Here is a 12500-nt window from a genome sequence, read left to right as displayed (position 1 = left end):
GTCTCTCTGAAAGCCCCGGCCTGTCGGCTGGGTCTGGGTAGCTTGCGCGTCAACGTTCCATTCGAGCGGTACGCGCCGGACTTTCCCGACAATCAAGTTGAACCGGGCGACGAAGCCACGCTTCGGCCCCGAATGACAACAGACAGGAGCCACCCCTCCATATGACCGCACTCACCCGCAAGACCTCCCGCGCCCTGGCACTCGCCACCGGCAGCACCCTCGCCCTCGGCCTCGCCGTCACCTCTGTTCCGGCCGTCGCCCAGGAAACCCCTGTCGAGATCGAAACTGGGCAGAACGACCTGTTCTCCTCGCGCGTCCTCACCACCGAGCTCAGCAACCCCTGGGCCATGCAGTGGGGCCCTGATGAGATGATCTGGCTCACCGAGCGGACCTCGGGCGAAGTCACGCGCGTCGATCCCGTCTCTGGCGAGCAGCAGACGCTGCTGACGCTCGACGACGTCTACACCGGCGCCCAGCACGAGGGCCTTCTCGGCCTCGCGCTGCACCCCGAGCTGATGCAGGGCACGGGCAACGATTACGTCTACATCGGCTACACCGTGAACAACGGCACCGAAGAGGAGGTCGACCCCTCCGCCCAGATCATCCGCTACACCTGGGATGACGAGATCCAGCAGCTCGTCGACCCGATGCCGCTGATCACCGGCCTGCCCGCATGGAACGACCACAACGCCGGCCGCGTCGTCTATGGCCCCGATGACATGATCTACTATTCGATCGGCGAGCAGGGCGCGAACTTTGGCCGCAACTACCAGCGCCCGAACCGTGCGCAGCAGCTGCCCACCGCCGAGGAGGTCTCGGGCGAAGACTGGGTGAGCTACTCGGGCAAGATCCTGCGGATGACGCCCGAGGGCGAGATCCCGGAAGACAACCCGACGCTCGATGGCGTGCAGAGCCACATCTACAGCTACGGCCACCGCAACCCGCAGGGCCTCGCCTTCGGCAGCAACGGCGTGCTCTATGAGAGCGAGCATGGCCCGAGCACCGATGACGAGCTCAACATCATCCAGTCCGGCGGCAACTACGGCTGGCCGAACGTTGCGGGCTACATCGACGACAGCGGCTATCTCTACGGCAACTGGAGCGCCGCGCCCGAGGGCACGCCCCGGTCGGACGAGTTCCCGCCGGAAGTGCCGACCTACCCGGAATCCGAGTTCGAGCCCGAGATGGTGCCGCCGCTGGCGACCTACTTCACCGTGGGCGACGACTTCCCCTTCGGCGAGCAGTGCGGCTACATCTGCAACCCGACCATCGCGCCGTCCTCGATCCTCTATTACGACGCCGGTGAAGACGGCATTGAGGAGTGGGACAACTCGGTTCTGCTGCCGACGCTGAAGCACGGCACGCTCTACGTGCAGCAGCTCAGCGAAGACGGGATGGAAGCCGATGGCAAGCCGACCGCGTGGTTCAACACACAGAACCGCTACCGCGACGTGATGGTCGGCCCCGATAACCGCACCGTCTTCATCGCGACGGATGCCTTCGGTTCCGCCGCCGCGCTCTACGGTGACAGCCTGACGACCGACGTGATGCTGAACCCCGGCTCGATCCTGATGTTCACCTATGGCGGCGAAGACACCGGCGTGTCGGTGACCTCCGGCGCGGCCGCGGGTGACACCACCGGCGAGATGGGCGCGGACGACGCGGCCAATCAGGAAGAGTGGGAAGACGAAGCCTCTGCCGAGCCCATGGACGAGGGCACCGAGACCGCCGCGGCGCCGACCGAAGCCTCGGTCGCCGAGATGGTTCGCATCGGTGAAGCCAAGTACGGCATCAACTGCGTGACCTGCCACGGTGTGGACGGTGAAGGCGACGAAGGCGTGCCGCTCGCCGGCAACGAGAACATCGCCAGCGCGGAATATGTCGCCGAGACGCTCGTTCACGGCTTCGGCTACATGCCGCCCTTCGGCAACCAGCTCGACGACGAAAGCATCGCGCAGGTCGGCACCTACATCCGCAACTCCTTCGGCAACGACTACGGCGTCGTGACCGTCGAAGAGGTTGCCGCGGCTCGGTAATGTCGAGTTGAGCCAAGCCAAAGCGGGGCGGGGGAGCGATCCTCCGCCCCGTTTGCGTGTGGGGCTACCAGGGCACCTGTTTGCCCGCGTAATCGTAGAAGCCGCCACTCTCCTTCGGCCCCAGCCCCTCGAGCACCTGCCAGAGCGCTTCCGCCGCCTCCGCCGGCGCCAGCTTGTCGCGCGGGTAGCCTTGGGTGAAGGGGGTTTCCACCGTCCCAGGATGCAGCGCCGCAATCACCGCATCCGGATGCGTCCGCCCCAGCTCGATCGCCGCGCCGCGCACGATCTGGTTCAGCGCGGCCTTGCTCGCCCGGTAGGAATACCAGCCGCCCAGCCGGTTGTCGCCGATCGAGCCCACGCGCGCCGAGAGCACGCCCACTCGCGCTGGCGCGTCCCGGGCCAGCAGCCGCGGCACCTGCCCCAGCATGAGTGCCGGCCCGACGGCATTGACGGCGAAGACCTGCGCCATCGCCGCGGCCTCCACCGCCTTCAGCGCTTTCTCCGGCGTCCCGCCCGGCGGTGCCAGAATGCCCGTGGCTATCCAGATCGCCTCGAATGGCCCCTCCAGCGCGACCAGATGCTCCGCCACCGAGGCCGCGTCGGTGATATCGAACCCGTCAGCCTGCCGCGACAGGGTCACCACATCGGCCCCCTGCCCCGCCGCCCTTGCCGCCAGCGCGGCGCCGATTCCGCCGGAGGCGCCGATGATCAGAACCCGTGTCATGCCGCTCCCGCCTTCCTTGCCATCCGGAACCATTGCGCCGGGGCCGGGCTTGGTTCGTCAAGACCGGGAGGACAGCCAATGAAGGATGCCAGCAACCAGACCGCCACCATCTACCGGATGGTCATGCCAGACCACCTGTGCCCCTACGGCCTGAAGTCCGTCGACCTGCTGGAACGTGAGGGATTCGAGGTCGACGATCACTGGCTGACGACCCGCGAAGAAACCGATGCCTTCCTCGCCAAACACAACGTCGAAACCTCGCCGCAAACATGGATCGGCGGCAAGCGCATCGGCGGTTATGGCGACCTGCGCAATTACTTCGACAAGCCGGTGCAGCACGAGGGCGAGACCTCCTACCAGCCCGTCATCGCCATCTTCGCCGTCATGGCGCTTGCCGCGCTGGCCCTCACCTGGGGGCTGCTGGAGACGGTCTTCACCATGCGCACCGTGGAATGGTTCGTCGCGCTCTCGATGTGCGTGCTCGCCATCCGCAAGCTCGAAGACCTCGAGAGCTTCTCGACCATGTTCCTCAATTACGATCTGCTCGCCCGGCGCTGGGTGCCCTATGGAAAGGTCTATCCCTTCGGCGAGGCGCTGGCCGGCATCTTGATGGTTGGCGGCATCCTGCCCTGGATCTCGGGCCCGGTCGCGCTGTTCATCGGCACGATTGGCGCCATCAGCGTGTTCAAGGCGGTCTATATCGACAGGCGCGCGTTAAAATGCGCCTGCGTCGGCGGCGCCTCTTCCGTGCCGCTCGGCTTCATCTCGCTCACCGAGAACCTCGCCATGGTCGGCATGGGGCTTCGCTCGCTGCTCAAGCTCTTCGCCTGAGAAAACACTTTTCCTCAGCCGAATCGCCCCTATAGTTCGCCTTATGAGCATGAACGCCAATTCCACCGCCTTTGCCGTGCGCGACCCGCGCGCGCTGGCGCTTGGCCTGCTCCTTCTTAGCTGCCTCTGAGCGTGCCCTTCGGCGCGACCGCTCAGAGGTATCCACGCGCCAGGACCCGCAGCTAAGAAAGACCCCGACATGACCAGCAGAGCATACCCCCGGCCCACGGCTGGATTTCGCGCGCCCCGCGGCGTATCCCCCCGCCAGATGCAAAAGGGAGAGGCGCAATGAGCCCGGAAAATCGCGTCCTGATCTTCGACACCACCCTGCGCGACGGCGAGCAGAGCCCCGGCGCCACGATGACCCATGAAGAGAAGCTGGAGATCGCCTCCATGCTCGATGACATGGGCGTCGACATCATCGAAGCGGGCTTCCCCATCGCCTCCGAGGGCGATTTCCGCGCCGTCTCCGAGATCGCCAAGCTCTCGCAGCAGGCCACGATCTGCGGCCTCGCCCGCGCGAACTTCAAGGATATCGACCGCTGCTGGGAGGCGGTGCAGCACGCCAAGTCTCCCCGCATCCACACCTTCATCGGCACCTCGCCCTTGCACCGCGCCATTCCGAACCTCGACATGGACCAGATGGCCGAGCGCATCCACGAGACGGTCACGCACGCCCGCAATCTCTGCGACAACGTGCAATGGTCGCCGATGGACGCGACGCGGACGGAGTGGGACTATCTCTGCCGCACCGTCGAGATCGCCATCAAGGCCGGCGCCACCACGATCAACATCCCCGATACCGTGGGCTACACCGCGCCCGTCGAGAGCGCCGAGCTGATCCGCAAGCTGATCGAAACTGTGCCCGGCGCCGATGAGATCATCTTCGCCACGCATTGCCACAACGACCTCGGCATGGCGACGGCCAACTCCCTCGCTGCCGTCGCGGGCGGCGCCCGGCAGATCGAATGCACGATCAACGGCCTCGGCGAGCGGGCGGGCAACACCGCGCTCGAAGAGGTGGTGATGGCGCTGAAGGTCCGGTCGGACATCATGCCGTGGCACACGAATGTCGACAGCCGGAAGATCATGAATATCTCCCGCCGCGTCGCCACCGTCTCGGGCTTCCCGGTGCAGTTCAACAAGGCCATCGTCGGCAAGAACGCCTTCGCCCACGAGTCCGGCATCCACCAGGACGGCATGCTGAAGAACGCCGAGACCTTCGAGATCATGCGCCCCGAGGATGTCGGCCTCACCGCCACCTCGCTGGTCATGGGCAAGCACTCGGGCCGCGCTGCCCTGCGGAGCAAGCTGAAGGAGCTGGGCTTCGAGCTGGCCGACAACCAGCTCAACGACGTCTTCGTGCGCTTCAAGGAGCTCGCCGACCGCAAGAAGGAGGTCTACGACGAAGACCTCGTCGCCCTCGTCCGCCAGAACGAGGCGGTGGAAGACCGGCTGAAGCTGAAATCGATGCGCGTCGTCTGTGGCATGGGCGTGAAGGCCGAGGCCGGCATGACGATCGAGGTCGACGGGCAGGATCACAGCGTCACCGCCAATGGCGACGGCCCGGTCGATGCGACGTTCAACGCGGTGAAAGCCATCTTCGACCACGGCGCCCGCCTGCAGCTCTACCAGGTCAGCGCGGTGACCGAAGGCACCGACGCGCAGGCGACGGTCTCCGTCCGCCTCGAGGAAGAGGGCCGCATCGCAACCGGCCAGTCGGCGGATACCGACACGGTCGTGGCTTCCGCCAAGGCCTATATCAACGCGATCAACCGCCTGCTCGTGCGCCGCAAGAAGAGCGCGCCGGGCGCGGATGTGAAGGAAGTCAGCTACAAGGACGTCGGCTAAGATAGCAGCCCGGCCCCTCGGGGGCCGGGCGTTGCCGGGGGCGGTGGGTTACAAACCCACCCTACGCAACGTCCGTAGGGTGGGTTTCCAACCCACCTCCCCCCTCACCCTTCGAGCCACCCCTCGAGGTTGCGCAAGGTGACCGCCGTCCCGTCGGCGATCCCGCGCTGCAGGAACATCTCCAGCTGCTCGGCCGAGCTGCAGCGCATCTCCATCACCATCCGCGTCCCTTCGCCCTCGGGCTCGAACGTCACCTCCGACGTCGCCCCCATCGCCGCCATGCCGAAGCCGCGGGGCGGGTCGACCCTTGTGTACGTGCCCTCGAACGGGTGCGCGGCGTGATCCACGTTCACGAAGCGGAAGGTGCCGCCCTCCCGCAGGTCCATCTCGCAGGCGGCGAGTGGCTTGCCCGTCGGGTCCCACCATTGCGAAAGCTGCTCCGGCTCCGTCCATGCGGCATAGACGCGCTCGGGCGGGGCGGAGAAATGTCGGGTGAAGCGGATCGTGTGGGCGGCTCGGTCGATCTCGAAATCGGCGCGCGCTCTTGTCTCTGCGGTCATGTCTTCTGTCCCTTCTGCGGGGTTGAGAGAAAGTCGTCCAGATTGTCGAAGCGGTCCTCCCAGAGTTGGCGGAAGCCTTGCGTCCACTCGGCCAGCTCCTTCATCGCGCCCGGCACGATACGGCGGGGGCGGCGATTGGCGTCGCGCCCAGTCGTGATGAGCCCGGCCGTCTCCAGCACCTTCAGATGTTTCGAGATGCTCGGCTGCGACAGGTCGTGCGGCGCCGCCAGCTCGGCCACCGTCGCTTCCCCCTCCAGAAGCCGGGAAAGGATGGCGCGGCGTGTGGGGTCGCCGAGGGCGGAGAAGGCGAGATCAAGCTGCATGGGCACTCCCTAGGATAATTACCGAATCAGAATATAGCCTATTGTTCATATTGACGCCAGTTGATTTTGGGGGCCCGTTGGCGTATAGATGATTCACTATATAGAAAGTCACCCATGTCCGACGCGCTCGACCAGATCTTCGCCGCCCTCGCCAACCCGGCCCGCCGCCAGATGCTGCGGCGGCTGCAGGAGGGGCCAGCGACGGTGATGGAGCTTGCCGCGCCCTCCGGCCTGACCCAGCCGACCGTCTCATCGCACCTCAAGGTGCTGGAAAAGGCCGGCCTCGTCACCCGGGGCCGCGAGGCCCAGACGCGGCCTGTCGTGCTTAACGCCGAGAGGCTGGAGAAGGCGTGGAACTGGCTCGGAGACTACAAGGCGTTCTGGGAGGTCTCACTTGAGCGGCTCGAACGCTATGCGCAAACCCTGCCCGATGAGGAGACAGACCCATGACGGCGCATGCCCCCGCCGACGACAAGGCCGCCCGCACGCTCACGCTCATCCGCGTGATGCAGGCGCCCGCCGCCAAGATCTACCGCGCCTTCACCGCGCCGGAGCACATGAAGGCCTGGTTCGGCCCGGGCGACTATCCGGTGACCACCTGCGAGATGGATTTTCGCGAGGGGGGCAACTGGATGATGCGCATGACGGGCCCCGACGGGAAGGAAGGGCCGCCCTTCGGCGGCCATTACATCGAGATCGTGCCAGACGAGAAGGTCGTCTTCGAAACGAAGCAGCCGAACGATGAATGGATGCGGACCACGGCAACCTTCACCGAGCTGGGCGAGGGCACCACCGTCACAGTCTCCACCGAGTTCTCCTCGCTGGAGCTGCGCCAGGAGCAGGAGAAGTTCGGCTATGCCATCGGCCTGGGGCTGGGCCTCGACCAGCTCGCCACCTATGCCGCGGGGCTGCCGTAATGACCGCGCAAACCGCCATCGGCTGGGGCCTTTCCGGCCTCTTCATCGCCTTCATGATCTTCGACGGCGCGATCAAGCTGCCGCCCATTGCCCCCGTGACCCAGACGATGGAGACGATCGGCTGGCCGACCGATGCCGGCACTGCCCGCCTTCTAGGCATCATCGGCCTTCTCTGTACGGCGCTCTACGCCTGGCCGCCATCGGCCGTGCTCGGCGCGGTGCTGCTGACCGGCTACCTCGGCGGCGCAATCGCCACGCAGCTGCGCCTCGCTGAAGCGGCGCCGCTCTTCAGCCACAAGCTCTTCGGCGTCTATCTCGGGATGTTGATGTGGGGCGGCCTCCTCCTCCGCCTGCCCCAGCTTCGCACCCTCCTCTTCGCCCCGGCGAGCTGACGGCCCCATCGCCCCCTGTCTTTGCTCAAGGAAAACCTCGGGGGGGCCGCCTTCAGGCGGCGGGGGGCAGACAGCCCCCCTCCCCGGCTGCCCACTCTCGCGCCGCCGCGGCAGATTCCTGCCCATACGTCGGCCACCCTCCCTTTCGCCCGGCGGCGCCAGCCGTTAAAAGCCCCCTGCTTGCGCCTCCGGGGGGGAGTCGCGGGCACAGGGGCAATTACAGGCAGGACACCCACATGATCGGACTGGGCGGGCTATTCTCTTCCGACATGGCAATCGACCTTGGGACGGCGAATACGCTCGTCTACGTCAAGGGTCGTGGCATCGTCCTCAGCGAGCCCAGCGTTGTCGCCTACCACGTGAAGGACGGCGTGAAGAAGGTGCTGGCCGTCGGTGAGGATGCCAAGCTGATGCTCGGCCGCACGCCCGGCTCGATCCAGGCCATCCGGCCCATGCGCGAAGGCGTCATCGCCGATTTCGACGTGGCCGAGGAGATGATCAAGTACTTCATCCGCAAGGTCGCCAAGCGCGCGACCTTCTCGAAGCCGAAGATCATCGTCTGCGTCCCGCATGGCGCCACCCCCGTTGAAAAGCGGGCCATCCGCCAATCCGTGCTTTCCGCCGGCGCCCGCCGCGCCGGCCTGATCGCCGAGCCCATCGCGGCGGCCATCGGTGCCGGCATGCCGATCACTGACCCCACGGGGAACATGGTGGTCGATATCGGCGGCGGCACGACGGAGGTGGCCGTGCTCTCGCTCGGCGACATCGTCTATGCCCGATCCGTCCGCGTCGGCGGCGACCGGATGGACGAGGCCATCGTCTCGTACCTGCGCCGCCAGCATAACCTCCTTGTCGGCGAGGCCACGGCCGAGCGCGTGAAGACCTCCATCGGCACCGCCCGCATGCCCGACGACGGGCGCGGCCAGTCGATGCATATCCGCGGCCGCGACCTTCTGAACGGCGTGCCGAAGGAGACCGAGATCTCCCAGGCGCAGGTCGCCGAGGCGCTGGCCGAGCCGGTGCAGCAGATCTGCGAGGCGGTGATGACCGCCCTCGAAGCCACCCCGCCCGATCTGGCGGCCGACATCGTCGACCGGGGCGTCATGCTCACCGGCGGCGGCGCCCTTCTCGGCCAGCTCGACCTCGCGCTGCGCGAGCAGACGGGTCTGGCCATCTCCGTCGCCGATGAATCGCTCAATTGTGTTGCCATCGGCACGGGCAAGGCGCTGGAGTATGAAAAGCAGCTCCGGCACGTTATCGACTACGACAGCTAAGGGGGCGCTGAGCCCCACGGGGAGAGGCCCTTGGCCCAGGACCGACGTGGTGAGGATTACGTCACCCCGATCCGCAGGTTGCTGATCGGCATCCTCTGCCTTGCTCTGGCGGCGGTCTTCCTCGTGTGGCGGATCGACAGCCCGCGGGTGGAGCGGTTTCGCGCCGCGGTGATCGACAAGGTGGTGCCCAGCTTCGACTGGGCCATGGCGCCGGTGACGGGTGCGCTGAACCTCGTCAGCGATTTTCAAAGCTACGCCCAGCTCGCCGAGCAAAACCAGGAGCTGCGTCGCGAATTGCAGCGCATGCGCGCCTGGCGCGAGGCGGCCCTGCAGCTCGACCAGGAAAACGCCAAACTGCGCGACCTCAACAATGTGCGGGTCGATCCGGAGCTGACCCATGTCACCGGCGTCGTGCTCGCCGATTCGGGGGGGCCCTTCCGCCAATCCGTGCTGCTCAATGTCGGCGCCCGCGACGGCATCCTCGATGGCTGGCCGGCGATGGACGGGATCGGCCTCGTGGGCCGCATCTCGGGCGTCGGGCAGACGACGAGCCGGGTGATCCTGCTGACCGATGCCTCGAGCCGCATCCCGGTGGTCATCCAGCCTTCGGGCCAGCGGGCGATCCTGACCGGCGACAACACCATCAACCCCGCGCTCGACTTCCTCGAAGACCCGGATGTCGTGCGCCCCGGCGACCGCGTGGTCACGGCAGGCGACGGCGGGCTCTTCCCGCCCGATCTGCTGGTCGGCCAGGTGGCGCTCGGCACCGACAGGCGGCTGAGAGCGCGGCTGGCGGCCGATTACGAGCGGCTGGAATTCCTGCGCGTGCTGCGCAGCCCCGAGACCGAGCAGATCACCGACCCTGGCGCGCTGCTCGTGCCCGTGGAGGCAGAGCCCGACCCGGTGCCGGAGCCGCAGGTGCCCGAGGGCGCGGGCGAGGAGCTGGCCGATGAGCTGGCAGAGGGCGGAAATGGCTGAGGGTGCCGCCCGGCTGCGGCTGATGGAGGGGGGCTGTCTGCCCCCCGTCGCCAGAGGCGACTCCCCCCGAGGATTTTCTCAGAGCAAAGACAGGGGGGCCGGGCGCCGGGCCCGGAGGGGGCGGGCATGATCTCGAACCCGGTCAGCCGCCTTTGGATCGGGCGGGCGCTTTATCTGGTGCTGGCGCTGGTGCTGATCTTCGTGCGGCTTCTGCCGCTCGATACCATGCCGCAAAGCTGGGCGCCGCCCGACCTGCTGCTGGCCTTCACGCTGGTCTGGGCGGCGCGGCGGCCCGATCTGCTGCCCGCGCCGCTGGTGGCGCTGGTGTTCTTCACCGCCGATATCGTCTTTCAGCGGCCGCCCGGGCTTTGGGCGCTGATGGTGCTGCTGCTCACCGAATGGCTGCGCCGGCGCTCGGCGACGCTGCGCTCAGCGTCTTTCGGCCAGGAATGGCTCACGATCGCGGGAGGACTCACTGTCATCGCGGTGGCCTACCGCACCTGTCTTGCGTTAGTAGTAGCCCCGCTCGCCCCGCTTTCGCTGACCGCGTCGGAAATGCTGCTGACGGCGCTCATCTATCCGCTCGCCGCCGCAATCGCCCATTGGGTTTTCGGCGTGACGCGGCCGGCACCGGGGCAGGTCGACAGTCTGGGACATCGCATATGAGACGACCCACACGCAACGATGCCATCATTCAGCGCCGTTTCTCGCGGCGCGCCCTCGTGCTCGGCGGCCTGCAGGCCGGCGTGGTGGGGGTGCTGGGCTGGCGCATGCATTCGATGCAGGTCGACCATGCCGACGAATTCCGCATGCTGGCAGAAGAGAATCGGATCAACATCCGCCTGCTGCCTCCGGCGCGCGGGCTGGTGTTCGACCGCAACGGCACGCTGCTTGCCGGCAACGAGCAGAATTACCGCATCGTCATCACCCGCGAGGATGCGGGCGATGTCGAGGAGGCCTTCGCCCGGCTGACCAAGCTCGTCAGCCTCGACCCCGAAGTCGTCGAGCGCGCCAAGGAAGAGATGTCGCGCCGCTCGGCCTTCGTGCCCGTGACGATCGTGGATCGCGTGGCCTGGGACGATGTCGCCAAGGTCACCGCCAACGCCCCCGCCCTGCCCGGCATCACCGCTGAGGTCGGCCTCAGCCGCACCTATCCGCTCGGTTCGGACACGGCGCATCTGGTGGGCTATGTCGGCCCCGTCTCTGACTACGACCTGAACGAGGGCTACCTCGCCGAGGATGACGACCCGCTCCTGCAGATCCCCAAGTTCCAGGTGGGCAAGACGGGCGCCGAGGCACGGATGGAGCATCAACTGCGCGGCGCCGCGGGCACGCGGCGCATCGAGGTGAATGCGCTCGGCCGTGTCATGCGAGAGCTCGACCGGGCCGAAGGCGACGCGGGCTCCGACATCCAGCTGACCATCGACGCCCGGCTGCAGCGCTACGTACAAGCCAGGCTCGACGGCGAGAGCGCCGCCGCCGTAGTGATCGACACCGAGACGGGCGATATCCGCGCCATGGCCTCGGCACCGAGCTTCGACCCGAACCTATTCGTGCGCGGCATCTCGGTGGCCGATTACAACGACCTGCTCAATAACGACCATGTGCCGCTGTCGGGCAAGGCCGCTTCCGGCGGCTATCCCCCGGGCTCGACCTTCAAGCTCGTCACCTCGCTGGCGGCGCTGGAGGCCGGCGAGGTTGAGCCGGAAGAGACCATCTGGTGCGGCGGCTATACTGATATCTCGGGCATCCGCTTTCACTGCTGGCGCCCGGGCGGGCATGGCAATGTCACCTTCCACGAGAGCATCAAGCAGAGCTGCGACTGCTATTACTACGAGGCGAGCCAGCGCGTCGGCATAGACAAGATCGCCGACATGGCGCGCCGGCTGGGCCTGGGCGTGCGGCACGATCTGCCGCTTTCGGCCATAACCTCGGGCATCGCGCCGGACAAGGCGTGGAAGCGCGAGCGTTATGGCGAGGAATGGCGGATTGGCGACACCGTCAACGCCTCCATCGGCCAGGGCTATGTGCTGGCCTCACCGCTGCAGCTCGCCGTGATGACGGCGCGCGTGGCGACGGGGCGCGAGGTGACGCCGCGGCTGGTGCACACCATCAACGGCATCGAGCAGCCCTCGGGCCGGGGCGAGAGCCTGGGGCTGAACGAGAACAACCTGCGCCGGCTGCGCGCCGCCATGTTCGATGTGGTCAACCACCAGCGCGGCACCGGCTATGGCACCCGGACGGTGCTAGACGAGGCGAAGATCGCCGGCAAATCCGGCACCAGCCAGGTCCGCCGGATCACGCCGGAAGAGCGGGCGCGTGGCGTGACCCGCAACGAGGATCTGCCGTGGGGCCGGCGCGACCACGCGCTCTGGGTCGATTTCGCCCCCTACGACAACCCGCGCTATGCTGTCTGCGTGGTGGTGGAGCATGGCGGCGGCGGCTCCAGCGTCGCCGGGCCCATCGGGCGCGACATCACCCTGCAGGCACTCTACGACGGCGACCCGCCGCTCGAGGCCTATCCGTCGAATATCCGCGGCCGCATCAGCGAGCAGCAGGCGCATATCCGCGGGCTCGCCCCGCAGGGCGCCACGGCGACGATCAGGGCATGAGG

Annotated in this window: 13 protein-coding genes; 10 read left to right on the top strand and 3 right to left on the bottom strand. The window is 67.1% G+C overall.

The genetic code is table 11. From position 1 onward, the window contains the following. The first annotated feature begins 161 nt into the window (after positions 1-161). Positions 162-2036 carry a glucose/sorbosone family PQQ-dependent dehydrogenase gene (locus ACXN5S_RS11315; RefSeq protein ID WP_458605540.1) on the top strand — a complete coding sequence of 625 codons (1875 nt, stop codon included), beginning with the start codon at positions 162-164 and terminating at the stop codon, positions 2034-2036. 64 nt (positions 2037-2100) lie between these two features. On the opposite strand, the gene ACXN5S_RS11310 is transcribed toward ACXN5S_RS11315, so the two are convergent. Further along, the gene (locus ACXN5S_RS11310; protein WP_458605539.1) at positions 2101-2760 is read right to left on the bottom strand and encodes an SDR family NAD(P)-dependent oxidoreductase; all 660 of its coding nucleotides are present in this window, start codon (positions 2758-2760) and stop codon (positions 2101-2103) included. Between the two features lie 78 nt (positions 2761-2838). Between ACXN5S_RS11310 and ACXN5S_RS11305 the strand changes: the two genes are divergently transcribed. Together ACXN5S_RS11305 and ACXN5S_RS11300 are read left to right on the top strand one after the other, a co-directional pair. Beyond that, complete coding sequence (locus tag ACXN5S_RS11305; protein WP_458605538.1) at positions 2839-3591, top strand: MauE/DoxX family redox-associated membrane protein; 753 nt, start codon at positions 2839-2841, stop codon at positions 3589-3591. Positions 3592-3879: 288 nt separating this feature from the next. Beyond that, positions 3880-5442 (top strand): 2-isopropylmalate synthase, encoded by a 1563-nt coding sequence (locus tag ACXN5S_RS11300; protein WP_458605537.1) that lies wholly within the window; start codon positions 3880-3882, stop codon positions 5440-5442. A 104-nt stretch (positions 5443-5546) separates the two neighbouring features. Here ACXN5S_RS11300 and ACXN5S_RS11295 read toward each other — a convergent pair whose 3' ends face one another. Together ACXN5S_RS11295 and ACXN5S_RS11290 are read right to left on the bottom strand one after the other, a co-directional pair. Continuing rightward, entirely contained in the window at positions 5547-6002 is a 456-nt protein-coding gene (locus tag ACXN5S_RS11295) for an SRPBCC family protein (RefSeq protein ID WP_458605536.1), read from the bottom strand. Further along, positions 5999-6325: an ArsR/SmtB family transcription factor gene (locus ACXN5S_RS11290; protein WP_458605535.1), complete on the bottom strand. Its 327-nt coding sequence runs from the start codon at positions 6323-6325 to the stop codon at positions 5999-6001. Before ACXN5S_RS11290 ends, ACXN5S_RS11295 begins: the two co-directional genes overlap by 4 nt. Before the next feature lie 114 nt (positions 6326-6439). On the opposite strand from ACXN5S_RS11290, the gene ACXN5S_RS11285 reads away from it, so the two are divergent. The 7 genes from ACXN5S_RS11285 to mrdA all read left to right on the top strand — a co-directional run bounded on the left by ACXN5S_RS11285 (position 6440) and on the right by mrdA (position 12498). Next, entirely contained in the window at positions 6440-6775 is a 336-nt protein-coding gene (locus ACXN5S_RS11285; RefSeq protein WP_458605534.1) for an ArsR/SmtB family transcription factor, read from the top strand. Beyond that, positions 6772-7242, top strand: coding sequence for an SRPBCC family protein (locus tag ACXN5S_RS11280; RefSeq protein WP_458605533.1), 471 nt, complete (start codon positions 6772-6774; stop codon positions 7240-7242). The genes ACXN5S_RS11285 and ACXN5S_RS11280 overlap by 4 nt, the downstream gene beginning before the upstream one ends. Beyond that, on the top strand, positions 7242-7634 hold the full coding sequence (locus ACXN5S_RS11275; protein WP_458605532.1) for a DoxX family protein: 393 nt from the start codon (positions 7242-7244) through the stop codon (positions 7632-7634). The genes ACXN5S_RS11280 and ACXN5S_RS11275 overlap by 1 nt, the downstream gene beginning before the upstream one ends. 236 nt (positions 7635-7870) lie before the next feature. Beyond that, positions 7871-8908 carry a rod shape-determining protein gene (locus ACXN5S_RS11270; protein ID WP_458605531.1) on the top strand — a complete coding sequence of 346 codons (1038 nt, stop codon included), beginning with the start codon at positions 7871-7873 and terminating at the stop codon, positions 8906-8908. 30 nt (positions 8909-8938) lie between these two features. Then, the gene (mreC, locus tag ACXN5S_RS11265; protein ID WP_458605530.1) at positions 8939-9886 is read left to right on the top strand and encodes a rod shape-determining protein MreC; all 948 of its coding nucleotides are present in this window, start codon (positions 8939-8941) and stop codon (positions 9884-9886) included. 126 nt (positions 9887-10012) lie between these two features. Further along, positions 10013-10552, top strand: coding sequence for a rod shape-determining protein MreD (locus ACXN5S_RS11260; RefSeq protein ID WP_458605529.1), 540 nt, complete (start codon positions 10013-10015; stop codon positions 10550-10552). Then, positions 10549-12498 carry a penicillin-binding protein 2 gene (mrdA, locus tag ACXN5S_RS11255; RefSeq protein WP_458605528.1) on the top strand — a complete coding sequence of 650 codons (1950 nt, stop codon included), beginning with the start codon at positions 10549-10551 and terminating at the stop codon, positions 12496-12498. The genes ACXN5S_RS11260 and mrdA overlap by 4 nt, the downstream gene beginning before the upstream one ends. Positions 12499-12500 lie beyond the last annotated feature (2 nt).

Source organism: Pseudoroseicyclus sp. H15 (assembly GCF_054353345.1).
Note: the sequence above shows the minus strand (reverse complement) of the source record. Positions and strands in the feature narration are given on the sequence as shown.